The 18,227-nt window shown below is 39.6% G+C and carries 18 protein-coding genes; all 18 read left to right on the plus strand.

Features of this window, described 5'->3' with window-relative positions:
* Positions 1-10 precede the first annotated feature (10 nt).
* The 18 genes from RZO55_RS06855 to RZO55_RS06940 all read left to right on the plus strand — a co-directional run bounded on the left by RZO55_RS06855 (position 11) and on the right by RZO55_RS06940 (position 18,209).
* On the plus strand, positions 11-979 hold the full coding sequence (locus RZO55_RS06855) for a nucleotidyltransferase family protein (RefSeq protein ID WP_318063538.1): 969 nt from the start codon (positions 11-13) through the stop codon (positions 977-979).
* Between the two features lie 29 nt (positions 980-1,008).
* Positions 1,009-2,250: a nucleotide sugar dehydrogenase gene (locus RZO55_RS06860; RefSeq protein ID WP_318063539.1), complete on the plus strand. Its 1,242-nt coding sequence runs from the start codon at positions 1,009-1,011 to the stop codon at positions 2,248-2,250.
* Between the two features lie 21 nt (positions 2,251-2,271).
* Complete coding sequence (pssD, locus tag RZO55_RS06865; protein ID WP_330400771.1) at positions 2,272-2,736, plus strand: PssD/Cps14F family polysaccharide biosynthesis glycosyltransferase; 465 nt, start codon at positions 2,272-2,274, stop codon at positions 2,734-2,736.
* A gap of 21 nt (positions 2,737-2,757) precedes the next feature.
* Positions 2,758-3,285: a glycosyltransferase gene (locus tag RZO55_RS06870; RefSeq protein ID WP_318063540.1), complete on the plus strand. Its 528-nt coding sequence runs from the start codon at positions 2,758-2,760 to the stop codon at positions 3,283-3,285.
* On the plus strand, positions 3,273-4,418 hold the full coding sequence (locus RZO55_RS06875; protein ID WP_318063541.1) for a polysaccharide pyruvyl transferase family protein: 1,146 nt from the start codon (positions 3,273-3,275) through the stop codon (positions 4,416-4,418). The genes RZO55_RS06870 and RZO55_RS06875 overlap by 13 nt, the downstream gene beginning before the upstream one ends.
* Positions 4,411-5,568 (plus strand): Coenzyme F420 hydrogenase/dehydrogenase, beta subunit C-terminal domain, encoded by a 1,158-nt coding sequence (locus tag RZO55_RS06880; RefSeq protein WP_318063542.1) that lies wholly within the window; start codon positions 4,411-4,413, stop codon positions 5,566-5,568. Before RZO55_RS06875 ends, RZO55_RS06880 begins: the two co-directional genes overlap by 8 nt.
* A gap of 14 nt (positions 5,569-5,582) precedes the next feature.
* A complete protein-coding gene (locus tag RZO55_RS06885; protein WP_318063543.1) occupies positions 5,583-6,677 on the plus strand; it encodes a glycosyltransferase in 1,095 nt (364 codons plus the stop codon).
* 10 nt (positions 6,678-6,687) lie between these two features.
* Entirely contained in the window at positions 6,688-7,818 is a 1,131-nt protein-coding gene (locus RZO55_RS06890) for a polysaccharide pyruvyl transferase family protein (protein WP_318063544.1), read from the plus strand.
* A gap of 16 nt (positions 7,819-7,834) precedes the next feature.
* Positions 7,835-8,869 carry a Coenzyme F420 hydrogenase/dehydrogenase, beta subunit C-terminal domain gene (locus tag RZO55_RS06895; protein ID WP_318063545.1) on the plus strand — a complete coding sequence of 345 codons (1,035 nt, stop codon included), beginning with the start codon at positions 7,835-7,837 and terminating at the stop codon, positions 8,867-8,869.
* Between the two features lie 35 nt (positions 8,870-8,904).
* A complete protein-coding gene (locus tag RZO55_RS06900) occupies positions 8,905-10,110 on the plus strand; it encodes a glycosyltransferase family 4 protein (protein ID WP_318063546.1) in 1,206 nt (401 codons plus the stop codon).
* A gap of 8 nt (positions 10,111-10,118) precedes the next feature.
* Complete coding sequence (locus RZO55_RS06905; RefSeq protein ID WP_318063719.1) at positions 10,119-11,015, plus strand: glycosyltransferase family 2 protein; 897 nt, start codon at positions 10,119-10,121, stop codon at positions 11,013-11,015.
* A complete protein-coding gene (locus tag RZO55_RS06910; RefSeq protein ID WP_318063547.1) occupies positions 10,975-12,309 on the plus strand; it encodes an O-antigen ligase family protein in 1,335 nt (444 codons plus the stop codon). Before RZO55_RS06905 ends, RZO55_RS06910 begins: the two co-directional genes overlap by 41 nt.
* Positions 12,287-13,732 (plus strand): lipopolysaccharide biosynthesis protein, encoded by a 1,446-nt coding sequence (locus RZO55_RS06915; protein ID WP_318063548.1) that lies wholly within the window; start codon positions 12,287-12,289, stop codon positions 13,730-13,732. The genes RZO55_RS06910 and RZO55_RS06915 overlap by 23 nt, the downstream gene beginning before the upstream one ends.
* A 5-nt stretch (positions 13,733-13,737) precedes the next feature.
* The gene (locus tag RZO55_RS06920) at positions 13,738-14,937 is read left to right on the plus strand and encodes a polysaccharide pyruvyl transferase family protein (protein ID WP_318063549.1); all 1,200 of its coding nucleotides are present in this window, start codon (positions 13,738-13,740) and stop codon (positions 14,935-14,937) included.
* Positions 14,934-16,145 carry a Coenzyme F420 hydrogenase/dehydrogenase, beta subunit C-terminal domain gene (locus RZO55_RS06925; protein WP_318063550.1) on the plus strand — a complete coding sequence of 404 codons (1,212 nt, stop codon included), beginning with the start codon at positions 14,934-14,936 and terminating at the stop codon, positions 16,143-16,145. The genes RZO55_RS06920 and RZO55_RS06925 overlap by 4 nt, the downstream gene beginning before the upstream one ends.
* Positions 16,146-16,172: 27 nt before the next feature.
* A complete protein-coding gene (locus RZO55_RS06930; protein ID WP_318063551.1) occupies positions 16,173-16,688 on the plus strand; it encodes a VanZ family protein in 516 nt (171 codons plus the stop codon).
* Between the two features lie 140 nt (positions 16,689-16,828).
* Positions 16,829-17,674: an SGNH/GDSL hydrolase family protein gene (locus RZO55_RS06935; protein ID WP_318063552.1), complete on the plus strand. Its 846-nt coding sequence runs from the start codon at positions 16,829-16,831 to the stop codon at positions 17,672-17,674.
* 52 nt (positions 17,675-17,726) lie between these two features.
* Positions 17,727-18,209, plus strand: coding sequence for a hypothetical protein (locus tag RZO55_RS06940; protein ID WP_318063553.1), 483 nt, complete (start codon positions 17,727-17,729; stop codon positions 18,207-18,209).
* Positions 18,210-18,227: the final 18 nt, after the last annotated feature.

The following is an 18,227-nucleotide window of genomic DNA, read 5'->3' on the forward strand; positions in this document are numbered from 1 at the left end:
AAGGGTAAAAATGAGAGATACAGCAGTTGTAATTATGGCAGCAGGAATCGGAAGCAGGTATGGAAAGGGAATCAAACAGCTGGAGGCGGTTGGACCAACTGGAGAAATCATTATGGATTATTCCATTTTTGATGCCCTGGAAGCAGGTTTTAATAAAATTGTTTTTATTATCCGGAAAAGTATTGAAAAAGAATTCAAGGAGGTAATTGGCAAAAGAATTGAAAAACTGGCACCTGTAGAATATGTTTTTCAGGAACTGGACGATTTGCCGGAGGGGTTTTTCCTGCCGGAAGGAAGAGAAAAACCATGGGGAACAGGACAGGCTGTACTGGCGTGCAAAGGAATCCTCAAGGAGCCGTTTGTAGTCATTAATGCGGATGATTATTACGGCAAAGAGGCTTTTGTTAAAATACACGATTATCTGGTTACCCATGAAGAGGCAATACCCTTAAGCTTTTGTATGGCAGGTTTCATGCTGGGCAATACGTTAAGCCCTAATGGTGAGGTGACGAGAGGTGTCTGCTCAGTGGATGAAGGAGGAAATCTGTCGTCTGTGACTGAAACATTTCATATTAAGAAGCAGGCAGACAAAACGGTAAAAGGTGAGGATGAAAGCGGAAAGCAGATGATTTTATCTGTTGATAATCTGGTGTCTATGAATATGTGGGGGATGACTCCCGGATTTTTTACAGAACTGGAAGCCGGATTTATTTATTTTCTGAAAAGCATAAATGATAATGAAAAAAAGAAAGAGTATTTACTTCCAGTACTGATGGATGACTTAATAAAACGGGGAAAGGCGAAGGTGGCGGTTTTAAAAACCAATGACAAATGGTTTGGTGTTACCTATCAGGAAGATAAAGAAGAGGTGAAAAATCAGATCACTCGTCTGATAGAGGAAGGGCAGTACAGTGCAGATCTGTATCAAACAATGAGATGGTTCTGGAATAACCGGGCTGGTGGAAATCTACAGAGTTAAATAATGCCAGATAAATGGAGGTGCACAAGATGTATAAAATAGCAGTTGCCGGTACAGGGTATGTGGGGTTATCCAATGCAATTTTACTGGCACAGAACAATGAAGTAAAAGCGGTAGATATTTTAGAAGAAAAGGTTGCTTTCATCAATAACAGGATATCCCCGATTATAGATAAAGAGATTGAGGAATATCTGGCTGCAGGAAATCTGAATTTAACAGCGACAACAGACGGAGCTGCTGCATACAGGGATGCTGATTTCGTTATTATCTCCACTCCCACCAATTATGATCCGGTAAAGAATTATTTTGATACCAGTTCAGTGGAATCAGTAGTGGAGCTGGTCATAAAGACGAATCCGGATGCAATTATGGTGATTAAATCCACAGTTCCTGTGGGGTATACAAAATCTATAAGAGAAAAATATAACTGTGAGAATATTATTTTCAGTCCTGAGTTTTTAAGAGAAGGACGGGCACTCTACGACAATCTGTATCCTTCCCGGATTATAGTGGGTGCGCCAAAGGCTGACAAAAGACTTAAGAAAGCGGCAGAAACCTTTGCCGGATTACTGGCAGAGGGAGCAGTCAAAGACAATATTCCCATACTTTTAACCGATTTAACGGAAGCGGAAGCCGTGAAGCTGTTTGCCAATACATATCTGGCTCTCAGAGTCAGCTACTTCAATGAATTAGATACCTATGCTGAGATGAGGGGATTGAATACCCGGGACATCATAGAGGGAGTGGGTCTGGATCCGAGAATCGGCAATTACTATAATAATCCCTCCTTTGGTTACGGCGGTTATTGTCTGCCCAAGGATACGAAACAGCTGCTGGCTAATTACTACACTGTGCCCCAGAATCTCATGAGTGCAATTGTGGAAGCAAACAAAACCAGGAAAGACTTTATTGCAGACCGGGTTCTACAAAAGGCCGGGTATTATACATACTCAGATAATACGGGATTTGATGCAGGGAAAGAGAGGCGGGTTGTGATCGGAGTATTCCGGCTGACAATGAAGGCTGATTCTGATAATTTCCGTCAAAGCAGTATTCAGGGAGTCATGAAGCGCATCCGGGCAAAAGGAGCGGTAGTGGTGATTTACGAGCCGACGCTTAAAGATGGCAGCATCTTTTTTGGCAGTATGATTGTAAATGACCTGGCCAAATTTAAGAAGATGAGCAACGCAGTCATTGCAAACCGCTATGATTCTCTATTGGATGATGTGGCGGAAAAGGTTTATACAAGAGATTTATATAGAAGAGACTGATGTCAGACGGGAGGTGGGAAAATGAGAAACGAAACTATGAAAATTTGCCTTGTGGGATCATCAGGGGGTCATCTGACTCATCTATATATGCTGAAATCATTTTGGCAGGACAAAGAGCGGTTTTGGGTTACCTTTAATAAAGACGATGCAAAAAGTCTGTTAAAGGATGAAAAGATAATATCCTGTTATTATCCTACGAATCGCAGCTTAAAAGCATTGCTTATTAATACGCGGCTTGCCTTTCAGACCATCCGGAAAGAAAAGCCGGATATCATCATCTCTTCGGGAGCGGCTGTAGCAGTTCCGTTTTTCTATATAGGAAAGCTGTTCGGGGCAAGGCTGATTTATATTGAGGTTTATGACCGGATCGATAAGTCTACGATAACTGGTAAACTGGTATATCCTATCACGGATAAATTTATTGTCCAGTGGGAGGAGATGAAAAAAATATATAAAAAGGCAATTAACCTGGGGAGCATATTTTAAATATTTACAGGGGGAAGATGAATGATTTTTGCGACGGTTGGAACACATGAACAGCCATTTAACAGGCTGCTTGAAGAAATTGACAGATTAAAAGAAACTGGGATCATTCTGGAGGATGTGATCATTCAGACCGGTTACAGCTCCTATGAACCCCGGCATTGTGAGTGGCATAAGCTGCTTCCTTATGACGACATGGTGAAAAATGTTGAGCGTGCACATATCGTAATCACCCATGGCGGTCCCGCCAGTTTTATCATGCCGCTTCAGATCGGTAAGATTCCGGTGGTGGTGCCGAGGCAATATGAATTCCATGAGCATGTAAACGATCACCAGGTGGAGTTTACAAAAGCAGTTAAGGAGAGATACGGAAACATCATTCCTGTTTATGATATCCTGGAGCTTGCAGATGTGATTGTAAACTATGACAGTATGATTACCAGTATACCGGCAGGCATTATGAGTAATAACGGGGCATTCAATAAACAGATTGAACTGCTTGTTAAGGGATTGTTTAGAAAAGACCAGGAGACTGACCGATGGCAAAAGTAGGAATTTTATCCATGCAGAGAATTGTTAATTACGGCTCTTTTTTACAGGCTTACGGGTTAAAGATGCTTCTGGAGAAGTCAGGGCATAACGTGGAGTTTGTGGATTATCACATAGAAAAACCTTTAATTGCCCAGTCACAATTTCAAAAGCCGGGTTTGTTTTTTAAAGTCCAAAAGGTGTTGAATGCATTTCAGTATGATGCATCATGGAAGCATCGGATTCAGTTTGTTTTATATAAAAAGAGGTTTGCCGGAAAGTATCTTCCTATCCTTGGAATTACACCGGTCATGAATTACCTGCCGGAATTAGATGCACTGGTGATTGGCAGTGATGAGGTTTTTAATTGTATTCAGTCCAATCCAAATGTTGGTTATTCTTTAGAATTGTTTGGAAAAAACAATAGGGCAAAAAAAATATTAACCTATGCGGCTTCTTTTGGAAATACAACAATGGAAAAATTAAAACAGTACCACAAGGATCAGGAAATCGGCTGGTTTTTAAAGAGATTTGATGGGATATCGGTTCGTGACAAAAACTCAGGCATTATTGTAAGTGAATTATCGGGTGTAAAACCGGAATATCATCTGGATCCTGTTCTGGCGTATGACTACATAGGGGAGTGCAGGCTGATTCCCCAAATAAAGACAAAGGAACGGTATCTGATTCTTTACGCATATTCCGGAAGAATCTCAGGAGAAATAAATGACTGGATTTCGGCTTACGCAAAAAAGAAAGGGCTGAAGGTATATTCCTTTGGCGGAATCCACAGATGTGCGGATCATTTTATCGATTGTTCCCCGTTTGAGGTGCTGGCATATTTTCTGAATGCGGAAGCTGTCATTACAGATACCTTTCATGGAACCATATTCTCCATGATAACAAAGAGAAAATTTGTAACGATTATCTGTAAGAGTAAAGGTAATTCCTATGGAAATGAGGAAAAGCTCAGTGATCTGCTTGAGAGGACAGGACTATCTGACCGGGTGGCTAAAGCTGCCAATGAGATTGAAACAGTTTTGAAAAGAGCAATTGATTACACAGAGGTGGATAAGATTATAGATGCGGAGCGGTTGAAAACCCTGGATTATCTGAAGAAGCAGACTGGTTGTTATAGTGAGGACAGGCATGGATAATATAATGAAAATCGGGAAGGCATGTGTTGGCTGCAGAAGCTGTGAACAGTCCTGTCCTCATAAATGCATACGTTTAAAGCCGGATCAGGAAGGCTTTTTATATCCGTCCGTAGATGAGACGCGGTGCACCGGATGCAACCTGTGCTTAAGAAAATGTCCGGTTTTTGATTTTAAGCCTCAGGGGCGCAGACCGGTCCGGGTATTAGGATTGAAAAATAATGATAAAAAGCATTTGTTACAATCCGCTTCCGGAGGTGCTTCAGACTTATTTGCCCGCTTTGTCATTGGGGCAGGAGGCAGTGTCTATGGATGTGCTTATACGGGGCAGCTGGAAGTAAAGCACATAAAAGTGGATAAGGAAGAGGAATTATATCGTTTACAGTCATCAAAATATGTCCAGTCAGATGTAAATGACTGCTATCAATCAGCAAAGCATGAACTGGATCAGGGGAGGTTAATTCTGTTTACAGGTACACCCTGTCAGATTGCCGGACTGTATCAGTATCTGGGAGGCAGATCCTATGATAATCTGTTTACTCTGGATCTTATCTGCCACGGGGTCCCTTCCCCGGAATTTTTAAGAAAGTATTTTGAGTATCAGGAGAAAAGGCTGGGGGAGAAGCTGGTATATTATAATTTCCGATCAAAAGAAAAACGGGGCTGGGGTACCCAGTATCTATTAAAGACAAAGAGCAAAACAGATACAAACCTCCTTACTCTCGATAAATATGGAAAGCACTTTATAAATGGAGATTGTTACAGGGAGTGCTGCTATGAATGCAGCTATGCCAGTACAGACCGGGTTGGTGATATTACTGTGGGGGACTTCTGGGGAGTGGAAAAAAGTAATCCCGGGTTTGCATCGGCAGCAGGCGTTTCGGCTGTTTTAATCAATTCTATGCAGGGAAATAAATTATTTGAGCACGTGAAAGGACAGGCCAGTGTAATAGATACCGATCTGGAAGCAATTCTACCAAAGCAGGGGAACTTGCAGCATCCCACAGGCAGACCCAAAGGTAGGGATCGTTTTTATGAGAGAATCCAGGACGAAAAATTTATTGAAAATCTAAAGGTGGGAGTCTGCATGAAGGAAAGACTGAAAGCACTTCTGCCTGGAAAGCTTGTTCAAATACTGAAAAGTGTGAATTAGAAGGAGGGCTCTGTTTGCGGGTTTTAGTAATTAATACAACGCCATTTACCTATCAGGGAATTGCCTGCGTTATTCGAAATTATTGCTTTCGGATCAACAGTCCCAGGCTGGAAATCCAATATGCGGTATTTGATCTTCATCCGGAACTGGAGGAAGAAATGAAACAGGCAGGTCTTGTTTATTACAGGCTGGCCAGCAGAAGGTCTGATTCCAGGATATATTTTAAACAATTAAAGCTGCTTTTAAAAAACGGACATTTTGATTGCGTTCATATTCATGGAAACAGTGCCATGATGCTGCCTGAACTTATGTTAGCAAAGAACTGCGGCATTAAAAGACGGATTGTGCATTGCCATAACACAACCTGCAGCAACCTTCTGTTAAACAGTCTGCTGCTTCCGTTGTTTTACAGATTGAGCACAATCAGACTTGCCTGTAGTGAAGAAGCGGGGAACTGGCTGTATAAAGGCAGATCTTATACTGTTTTAAATAATGCCATTGATACGGAAGTATTTTGTTTTGATGAATTAAAAAGAAATTTATACAGAAAAGAACTGGGGTTGGAAAATCAATTTGTAATCGGGCACATAGGCCGGATTAATGAACAGAAAAATCATGAGTATCTTGTCAGGGTTTTTAAGGAATTTCACGACCATGAGCCGGATAGTAAGCTGATTTGTATCGGAGAAGGGGCATTGCGTCCAGATCTGGAACAATTAATCTCAGATCTGGGTCTGGAGGAACATGTCATGCTGCTGGGCGAGCATAAGAATGTGGAAAATCTGTTAAATGCCATGGACTGCTTCGTTTTTCCTTCTAAGTGGGAGGGGCTTGGAATGGTGCTGTTAGAGGCACAGGCCGGGGGATTGCCATGCATTGCTTCAGATGCAGTGCCAGAGGAAGCGGATATGGGATTAATCAAGTATCTGCCGTTAGGAAACATGTCACCCTGGTGCCGTGCAATTGAGGATATAAAAAACAGAGAACAAAACAGATGCAGAGACAGTGAGCGTTGCAGAAAGACATTAAAACACAAATCATATGATTTGAATGAAAATATTAAACAATTAGTTCATATCTATTTGGATATTTCACATGCAGGAACATAAGGAGGTTGCCGTGAAAATAGCAGGTTTAACTTGGTGGAGGAACAACTATGGTTCTGTACTGCAGGCATATGCTCTGCAACGTGTAATGAATGAATTCGACAATATTGATTATGAAATTCTGAACCAGTATAGCGGGAAAGTAGCCTCTATGGATAATTTTTACCATAAAATCAAGAACTTTGGTATCAAAAAAACCATTCACAGGATTGTGTGGAAATTTGGTACAAAAAGGTTAAGGGACCGTAACCGGGCGCTTCAGAAGTTTGTGGATGAGAATCTTAGTATATCCCATAAGCGGTATAAGGTGAATTTTATTGATTCGGCTAATGAATGTTATGATGGGTTTATCTGCGGAAGTGACCAGATCTGGAATCCCGAACTGGCTTCTTTAGACAGTATTTACTGGCTGACATTTGTAAAGCCTGGAAAATTAAAAATTGCATACGCACCCAGTATCGGCATTAGCCAGGTTACAAAAGAACAGAGTAAGATGATCACAAACAATTTAAACACATTTCATGCAGTCTCCTGCAGGGAGGAAAGCGGACGCAATCTGATCTCTTCTATTCTTGGAACAGAAGACTGTGAAACCGTTTTAGATCCCACGCTTCTGGCGGACCGTACTGTCTGGGATAATCTCTGCCCGCCCAGGCGTTTTACAGAAAGGTATCTCTTTGTTTATTTATTAAGAGGGACGAAGCAGCAACGAAAATTAATCGAAATGTATGCCCGTTTTATCAATTTAAAAATAGTAACAATGCCTTTTCTGGATCATGAACATATCAATCGATATGATAAAAAATTTGGTGATATAAAATACTGGGATGCGTCCCCTTCTGACTTTATCAGTGTTATCCGTTATGCGGATGCTGTATTTACAGATTCATTCCACTGTATGATTTTCAGCTGTCTTTATCACAGGAAATTTTATCTGTTTCCCAAAATCGGAGCACACCAGATGAACCGGTTAACCGATTTGCAGAATATGCTTCATATATCGGCAAGAATGCTTGGTGATAATGCGACAGTGAGAGATATATTGAGTATGGGAGCCATAGACTGGGACATGGTGGACGACATAATAAGGGAAGAAAGAATGAAATCAAAAGCTTATTTGAAAAAGGCTTTAGGGATGGCATGATTGCTGGTGGTGACTGATGAAAAAACAAGTATATGCATTTAAAAATACGGATGAACAAGTGATGAAAAGTACTTCCGGCGGTGCATTTATAGGGCTGTGCCATGCGTTTGAGCTATTACATAAGAGCTGTAAAAGATATATTTACGGCGCTGAACTGACAGGCAGTATGAAAGTGCGGCATACGGGTGTTGCATCTGCAAAAGAATGCAGTATTTTTCAAGGTTCAAAATATGTGAAAAGTGACTGTAAAGATTGTTACTCTGAGATTGCCAGTCAATTGAAAAATGGCTGTTTTGTATTGTTTTCCGGCACTCCGTGCCAGGTTGCGGCGCTTAAAAACTATATTGACGGGGAAGGAATAACAAAAGACCAGCTTTTTACGGTTGATTTGATTTGTCATGGAACACCCAAAACCCGTGTATGGGATGATTATAAAAACTGGCTGGAAAAAAAGGTTCATGCAGGATTAAAAGAATATTCCTTCCGTTATAAGCCGGAGGGCTGGAAGGCATACCCCGCCCGTGCACGGTTTGACAATGGGGTGGTATTAAAGAATACGGCTTTACTGTCTGTATTCTCCCGTCTGCATATGACCGGTTATATCACGTCCAAAGCCTGCTTTTCCTGTCCGTTTTCTAACATGGAAAGGCCAGGTGACATTACTTTGGGAGATTTCTGGGGAATTGAAACCATGAACACTGCAATACCATGGAAATACGGCGTTTCTCTTTTATTGGTTAATACAGAAAAAGGGCTGGAGTTAATAAAGAGCTTGTCAGATATGGCGCATAAAAACCAGGGAATGTTATTGGAGGAGGTGAAAAGCCAGGAATACAGGAAATACCAGCATAATCTCAGCAGGCAGACAGAAAAACCGCAGCTCTATGATGAATTCTGGAAAGATTATGATCAGACCGGTTTTGAGGCCATCATAAAGAAATATATAAATTATGGAATGAAATATAAAGTGGTGTTTCTGATCAAAAAGGTTGTAAGAAAGACTCCTTTCATACATTTGTATCGAAAGAAACGGCGGGGAAAAATACGGTAATACAATAAATTGCATGAAAGGGACAGGAACGTACGATGAGGATTCTGATTGTAAATACATTTTATTATCCTAATATGCAGGGCGGGGCAGAGCAAAGTGTTAAATTACTGGCTGAGGGGCTTGTGAAAAAAGGGCATGAGGTTGGAATCTACAGCGTAGATTCACGAGACGGGAATGTTGAAACAGCTATGCATAATGGTGTTAAGATATATCGGTTTACAGCCAATGATTTTAATTTATACCGGTTTAGCTATGATAAAAAAAATGTTGGTAAATTTGAAAAATTCCAGCAAAAGTTACTCTGCTATTGCAATGTGAAGTGCAGGAGAGATTTTGAATTTGTCTGTAATGAATTTAAACCGGATATTGTTCATACCAATACTATTTATGGGATGTCGTATCTGATCTGGAAAGCTGCATATAATAAAAAAATTCCCATTGTACATACCATCAGGGACATCGCAGTTGTATCACCGGTCCAGTATGGGCATAAAGCCAATCCGGTAATACGGCTGATACACAGGATCTATATGCGAACCTTTACAGAATATGTTTCCTGCGTTACCGCTCCTTCCAGATATACCCTTGAAACCTCTCTTTCAGCCGGTTGTTTTAAAAGCGCCGGAGGAAAGAAATGCATTTTTAACAGTGTAGCCATAAATCACAATGAGACAGAAGCAATCATGAGAGAAAAGCAAAACCGTACATCAGCGCACATTAAGTTTATGTATGCAGGACGTCTTGTGTATTTTAAAGGCATTGAACATATGATCCGCGCTTTTGAATGCATGCAGTACAAAGATTGTGAGCTCTTTGTCTGCGGAAATGGGGAAATGGAGGAATATGTGAAAAAATGTGCTGCACAAAATCCACGCATTGTATTCTGCGGAAAGCTTGACAATGAGAGGCTGGCGGAAAAATATAAAGAAAGCGATGTCCTTATTGTTCCATCTGTATGGCCGGAGCCGTTTGGCCGGGTACTGATAGAGGGAAATAAATATGGTTTGCCGGTAATTGCCGGACGCTGCGGCGGAATGCCTGAGATTATAGAAAACACACATGGCGGAGAAACTTACGAGGCTGGAAATGCCGGTGAGTTGGCAGGTTTAATGGATCATATGGCAGAACGCAGCCGTTATAAAAAGTATTTTAATTCAATCTTACAGACCATTGATATTTATAATATAGATCGGCAGATAGATAAATTTGAACAGGTATATAATGAGATTTTAAGGCGGTGAGATAATTGATGGATATTGTTTTTGTGATTCTTCACTATACTGCGATCGATATGACAATCAGCTGTGTGGCATCTATACGCAGGTATGTTGATACTGGGAACTATAAAATAATTATTGTTGATAATTGTTCCCCGGATGATTCCTATCGGGAATTAAATGTGATTCTGGGGAAAGATGATGATATAATTTTGCTTCACAGTGATGTTAATGTTGGATTTGCACGGGGCAACAATATAGGATTTTCTTACGCAAACGAACACTTCCATCCTGAATTTCTTGTTTTAATGAATAATGATGTTCTTCTAATTGAGAAATGGATCTATAAAAAGTTAAAAAAGAAATATGAGGAGACAGATTATGCTGTTCTGGGGCCTATGATTATAACAGGTGAAGGCAGCATCTGTTCTTCACCCCTGCGTAAGGAGATATTGTCTGTGAAGGCGGCCAGGCGGGCGGTCCGAAGATATTATCGTCTATATCGATTAAACTTCTTCGGTCTTGATAAGCACTACCGGTGGCTGATGTCAAAAACCCATAAGCATATACCGCAGTTTTCTGTGGAAGAACGGCTGGTTTCTCATGAAAATGTGGGAATTCACGGCTGCTTTATGGTTTTTTCAGAGAATTACAGTTTAAAGTTTGAAGGGCTGGATCCCAGTACGTTTCTATATATGGAAGAAGATATTCTTTTCCTGCATTTAATGAAAAATAATATGAAATCCATCTATTATCCTGAAATCACTGTATATCATAAAGAAGATGCTTCCACGGATTCTGTATTGAAAAGCAGCCACAAAAAGAATGGGTTTGTGTATAAAAATTGTATCAATTCCCTGAAAAGCTATTTGAAGATTTTAACTACATATGAAGAAAAGGAAAATTGTAATGGCTATAATGGGCAATAAAATTTTATTAAAAAATTTCACCATCGATATATTTGCATTTCTTGTTATGTTTCTGCCAAGGCGGTTATATTTTTTCGGTGCATTTAGTTATCGGATCGTTATTTTATTTGTCTTAGTTCTTTGTCTCATTCTTAGAAAAGGCAAACTATCCATATCCAATACGATCATTGACATTCCTATGATACTATATTTTGTAATTACCGGAATTATTTCGTTTATACACCTGCAATTTTCTACAGGCATTGGTTATATCATTGATACGTGTCTGGTTTTGATTATAATAAATAATTTATTGCAGAAAGAACAGGATATCAATCGGTTTATCAATGTATTTCTGGTTTTTTTAGGAATATACGCAGCTCTGGGTATACTTGAGTGCTTAACAGGATTTAATATATGGGATCTGGTGCATTCTTCCGGATATCAAAGATATAGATTTGGTTTATACAGAAGCTATGGTTCCAGTACAAATTTTACAAATAATGGTGCATTTCTGATGCTGTGTTTACCTGTTGCTGTGTGGAAAATGCAGCAGGAAGAGGTTAACAAAAAAAGATACGGGGTTATATACGGATTAGTATTCTTAAATATACTTGCAACGCTGACCAGATCAATTATTTTATGTACATTTTTCCTGCAATTCATCTGGCTGCTGAAATCAGGAATGGTCCAATATATCAAAACACATTTTATGCAGGTGATAGCAGTAGCAGCGGCTGTACTTCTGCTGGTTCATATCCCGGTTATATATCATTTTTTAAATCAGTTTATATCCATGTTTGTAGCTTTGTATGATTATGAGACTGCCAATGAAATTTCCGATTCCTTTGGTTCCAATGCAAATGGAATCGGGCAGAGATTTTTATTATATACCTGGATATTTGACGCAGTGAAAGACAAAATTTTATTGGGATTAGGTCCGAATTGTCCGTTCGAATATACTTTCATGACTTTAACCGGGAAACGCATGATTAAGACTTCTATTGAAAACCAATATCTGGTACATCTATACCGGTATGGTTTGGCAGGTTTAATCAGTTATATGTTTATGTTAATCAGTATTATCTTAAAACTGTGGAAAAATAGGGAGAATGACCTTACTGGGAAAGGCGGAAAATGTACATTTGGTTTTATGATATTGACGACAGCCTTAATTTACTTTACAAGCGGTCTGTCTTTTGCTGCATCAGATGATTTTCGTATGCTGTTTCTTATATTATCATTATTTTTTGTCCATTGTCAGCTTTCAAAACGAGGAGAACCTGCGAATAATGAATTGTCTAGTGAAATATAAAAAAAAATGGAATGCTATGTCTCCGGTTGCGAAATCTTCCGTGGCGATGATATTTGCGAAATTTTTTCAAAAAGGCCTGAGCATGATCAGCGGACCTGTTTTTACCAGAATCATGTCATCATCGGAATATGGTATCATCTCAACATTTACTTCCTGGCAGAGCGTGCTCTATATTATTGCAACGTTAAATATGGCCAGCGGTGTTTTTAATAATGGAATGATCGATTTTAAAAAAGACAGGGAATCGTTTACATATTCTATCATGTGCCTGGCTAATCTATGTACATTTCTATGTATGGGTGTTTATTTATTGTTTTACAGGTGGTTAAATCCTCTGTTTGATATGCCTGTCAGCCTTATGGCATTAATGCTTTTGTACTTTATTTTTACCCCGGCTTATAATTACTGGATGGGAAAACAGCGGTTTGAGTATCAATATAAAGGGATTACTGCTGTTACCATAGTAACATCCTTACTTTCATTTGTGTTATCGGTCGTTTGCGTACTGATGGCATCCGATCAGTCTAAGGCCGTAACAAAAGTAATGGCAGCTGAGTCTGTTTCCATTGTCATCGGTATTTTCTTTTTCATTTCCATACTAATAAAAGCAAAGGGGAAAATTAAATTTGCTTATTGGAAATATGCATTAAAATTTAATCTGCCGCTGATTCCCCATTATCTGTCCATGTATGTTCTTTCAAGCTCAGACCGGATCATGATCAGCAAATTGATCAATACAAGTGCAACCGCTGTTTATAATGTTGCTTATACAGTGGCAGGTATCATGCTGATTTTCTGGAATGCGGTAGATGCATCGTATGCTCCATGGATCTACCAGCAGATGGAACGGAAAAATTATCAGTCAATAAGAGCCAGAGGTAATCAGGTACTTTTGTTTTTTTCAGGACTTACCATATTATGTACTTTGTTTGCACCTGAAATTATCTGCATTTTAGCGCCTGAAAGTTATTACAGCGGAATTTATGTAATTCCATCGGTGGCAGCAGGAGTATTTTTTACAGCCTGTTATTCTTTATACATGAGGCTGGAATTGTATTTAAAAAAAACTAAAACAGTAATGGCAGCCACATGCTCGGTTGCAGTTTTAAATTTAGTTCTGAATTATATATTTATTCCTGAATTCGGATTTATTGCTGCAGGATATACAACACTGGTATGCTATGGGCTGCTGGCATTTTTTCATTATTGCTGTATCAGGCATTTAGGTTTTCACCATGTCTATGATAATAAGAGGATTTTAGGTTTGTCCTGTTTTGTGGTTTTGATTTCGGTGATTATTTCAGAAATTTACAGTTTCACGATGATCCGTTACAGTCTGATCGCTGCACTTGGAGTAATCATGGTAATAAAAAGAAATGAAATCGTTAAGATGTTAAAAAATAAGCGAAAGGCCGGGGAGTAGTACATATGAAAATTGGAATAACAGGTTTGCTGTTTCATGCAGGCAATAAGGGCTGTGAGGCTCTTTCCTATGCTTTTTTAAATCTCATTGATGAGATCGCAAAAAGGAAGAAAGACAAAATAGAAATAACAATCATAACAACGTTTCCGGCAAAGAAATTTCTAAAAGCAAAAGGAAATTACGAAATATGTATGAGGGAATTTCTTCCAAAGTATACCTATAAGAATTTAAACATTGGATTTTGCTTCTATAAAATGGTTTGCGGAAAATATATGATTTCATCTGAGATAAAGACATGCAATGTTGTTTTTGATTTTACAGCAGGAGACAGTTTTACAGATATCTATGGACGCAGGCGTTTTTTTGTACGAACTGCTTTAAAACAGAAAATTATTGATATGGGAATTCCGCTGGTGCTTGGAAGCCAGACAATCGGACCCTTCAGGGATAAAGATGTCAGGGATATGGCTGTAAAGGTTATTCGTGGCTGCAAAGAAGTCTATGCCCGTGATCAGTTATCAGCAGACTATACGTTTAAAATAAGCGGAAGAAAACCGGTCCTGACTACTGACGTGGCATTTGCTCTGCCCTATACAAAAAGGGAACATAGAAATAATATTGTAAGAATTGGATTCAATCCCTCCGGTCTGCTTTGGAATGGAGGTTACACCGGAGATAATCAATTCGGACTCACCGTTGATTATCAAAGATATTGCAGGGAGGTTATAAAGAGTCTCCTGAAAAAATACAAGGTTTTTTTAATTCCCCATGTTCTTTCTTATAAAACACAAAATGTGGATAATGATCTGATTGCAGTACATGCATTAAAAAAGGAATTTCCGGATTTGGAGGTGATTGATGATTTTACCACACCTATGGAAGTAAAGTCTCATATTGCACGCATGGATGGTTTTATTGCAGCACGCATGCATGCAGCAATCGGGGCATTTTCTGCAAACGTAGCCTGTGTCCCGTTTTCTTACAGCCGAAAGTTTGAAGGATTATTTGACAGCCTGGGGTACGGCAGGGTCATACATGGATGTTCAGATACCACTGATTCGGCAATAGAAAAAACACTGGAATGGATTGAAAAGCATACAGAGCTTAAAAATGAAGTGATTGCGTGCAATGGGCTGGCAATAGAAAAAACCAATCAATTAAAAGATAATCTTGAGACACTGCTATATGGAGGGGGAGGAAATTGATCAGACAGGAAAATACAGTTTATACCGGGAGTAATGAGATGTACAGGGAATTCTGTTCAGGCTGTGGTTTGTGCATATCACAAAAGAAAGCACATTGGGAAAAAGATAAGAAAGGATTTTCATACGCTGTCGGCAATGATAAGGACTTTCATACGTTTTGTGATAAAGTTTGTCCAGCCAGTGGAGTGCAGTGCAGGGAGTTGGAAAAGGGAAGTGTATGGGGACGCAGTACTGGTGTCTATCTGTCACATTCGACAGATGAACGTATCTGGTTTGAGGCCTCCAGCGGAGGTGTTCTGACTTCACTATGCTTATTTTTGCTGGATAATAAAATGGTGGATGGAATTATACAGACGAAAATGGATCCGGACAATCCAATCGGTACGAAGACATTTTTAAGCAGAACCCGGGAAGAATTACTGGTTTGCTGTGGTTCAAGATACTCGGCTTCGGCTCCGTTAACGGATATCAATAATTATTTAAATGGAGATGAAACATATGCATTTGCAGGAAAGCCTTGCGATGTGACTGCTCTGCGGAATTTTGCAAAAACAGATAAAAGAGTCAGTGATCGTATCAAATATATGTTTTCATTTTTTTGTGCGGGTGCACCAAGTGAACAAGCCAATATCCAGCTATTAAATAAGATGGGGTGCGGGAAAGATGGGTGTGTTTATTTAAGGTACCGGGGCGATGGGTGGCCTGGCTATGCAACTGCTATTAACCGGTACGGCGTGACGTTTCAATTGGATTACAGAAGTGCGTGGAGGGATACGCTGGGTCGGGATATACGTAAAATGTGCCGGTTCTGTCTGGATGGGATTGGAGAAATGGCGGATATCAGCTGCGGAGATGCCTGGTATCTGGGAGAAGATAACAAGCCGTTGTTTACGGAAGCAGCGGGAAGAAATGTTGTCTTTTGCAGGACCCAGAGTGGAAAAGATTTATTTTTAATGGCATCTAAAGCAGGCTATCTGACGAAATCAGATTACCCTCAATTTGAAAAGGAGCTGCCTTTGTATCAGTCGTATCAGTATGAAAGACGCACAACAATGGGTACAACCATACTTGCTTTAAAAGCAATGGGGAGAAGGTATCCCGGGTATAGTGCCGAACTTTTGAAATCTTATGGAAAACGGGTTGGATTAAAGCATAAAATCAGCCGATTTAAGGGCACCATTGAAAGAATTGCTAAGAAGAAACTATAAACTGTTATAGAAAGAGGATCTGTATAATTGATTACGTATATTTTAGAAGATATGAAACAGCCGGTTTCTTATTTAGTATCGGGGATTGGAGCGGGCATTGCGGCATATTTCTTTATGAAAGGGGTAAGGTGTTGTCTCGGAAAAAAACAAAAGTGTAAAAAGCATAGCATCAGCCTGTTTCTTTGGGTTGCATACTTAGTGGTACTTGCAAGAACGGTTTATTTTTGCAGACCTTCCTTATCGAGGAATAAAGTAAATTTGGCAGTGATGGGTACCTGGGGGACATCACTGCGTTCCCATGTCTATGTAATTGAAAATTTTATCTTATTCATACCTTTTGGGATATTATTACCCTTATGCTTTCCAAAAGCCCGAAAAAGCCAGAATTGCATTTTAACAGGATGTGTGTTGAGTATTTTTATTGAAACAGTTCAGTATATGACCCAGAGAGGGAACTGCGAATTGGATGATGTAATCATGAATACATTAGGGACATTAGTGGGCTGGGTGATTTATACTGGTTTCATAAATAGTAAAAAATAATAAATTGTGAGAAATGCTGTGTTACAAAAAACGAATTAAATTTGTGAAAATTTACTAAAAAGTAACAAAAATGCAAATATCGCTATTCTATTCCTCATTTATGCCGATAAAAATAAGAGACAAATTAGAGGAGTAGGATTATGAAATCATCTACAGTAAAAAAGATAGTTATCGTTATTTTAGGAGTGTTGGCAGCAATTCTTTTAGGTGGATATCTGCTGATATCCGGCGCAATTAAGAAAAACAGAATACAGCCTATGGATTTTACGCAGGATCTGAATTTAAAGAAACCAGATCCGGTAAAAGAGCAGCCTTTTGTCCTGTTTTTGGGAAACAGTCTGACTTATTATAATGACCTTCCATCTGTGTTTACGCTACTCAGTCAAAGCGCGGGATATATGCCGGAAGTCTATGAACTGACAGAAGGTTCCTATCGTCTGCAGTATTTTGCAGATCGTGAGGACGAGGTGGGAAGCCAGGTGTATGATGCACTGGAAAACTACACCTGGGATTATGTGATTTTACAGGAGCAAAGCGTAACTGCCACAATGGGGGAAGACGTGATGTATCCTGCAGCAAGGACTCTCGACGCCATGGTACGTCAGGCCCAGGGGGAATCGGTATTTTTCATGACATGGGCTTTTAAAGAAGGAATTAACATAAAATTATTTCCAGGTCTTAATTATAAGGAAACAAGAGCGGAGATGCAGACTAAAATTGCAGATAATTATATGAATATCGCAAAGGAACTGGATGCCATGCTGGCTCCTGCAGGAATTGCTTTCATGCGGTGTTCATCACAGTTTCCTGAGATTGAATTATGGGATGAAGATGGAAATCATCCGTCGCCTGCGGGGACGTATCTTTCTGCGTGTGTCTTATATAAGGTTCTTTATGACCAGTCTCCGGAGGGGCTTGAGTATTCAGGAGAATTAGATCCACAAACGGCTGGGAAATTACAGCTGATTGCGGCAGGTATTAAGTAGCAGAGTATTCTGCTATTTTGATATAATCAATAATCAGATGGAGAAAATACGTATGAGAAACAAATGGAATGTTACGGTAAACGGAATTAATCATGAGATTGCGTTTAAGACAGGAGTATTTAAGGGAAAGGCTGTAGTTGACGGTATTTCAACCCCAGTGAAGAACAACAGCATGTTTATCCGGCTTTTTGATTTCCCGATCAATCTAGATGGAACTATAGTCCACCTTACAGCAATTGGCAATAAAATTGACCTGGCTGTGGATGGGGTGTATGTAAATTCAAAGAAACCTTATGTGCCTTTTGAAAACATACCTAAGTGGTCTTACCTGTTATCTGCAATACTGATTGTAGCGGGCTGGGCATCGTGTGGTTTAATTGGAATGCTTCTTGGATTGCTGTCAAGTACTCTTATTATCAGCAGATCTATTACACCACAAAGAAAGAATCTGGTTCCTTTTACTATATGCGTTACTGCTGTATGCATAATTTTAGATTTACTAATTACATTTGGTGTTGTTTTAATGACCGTATAAAATACGCGTCCGGATCTC

The sequence above is a fragment of the Clostridium boliviensis genome (genome assembly GCF_033342255.1).
Lineage (GTDB): Bacteria > Bacillota > Clostridia > Lachnospirales > Lachnospiraceae > Lacrimispora > Lacrimispora boliviensis.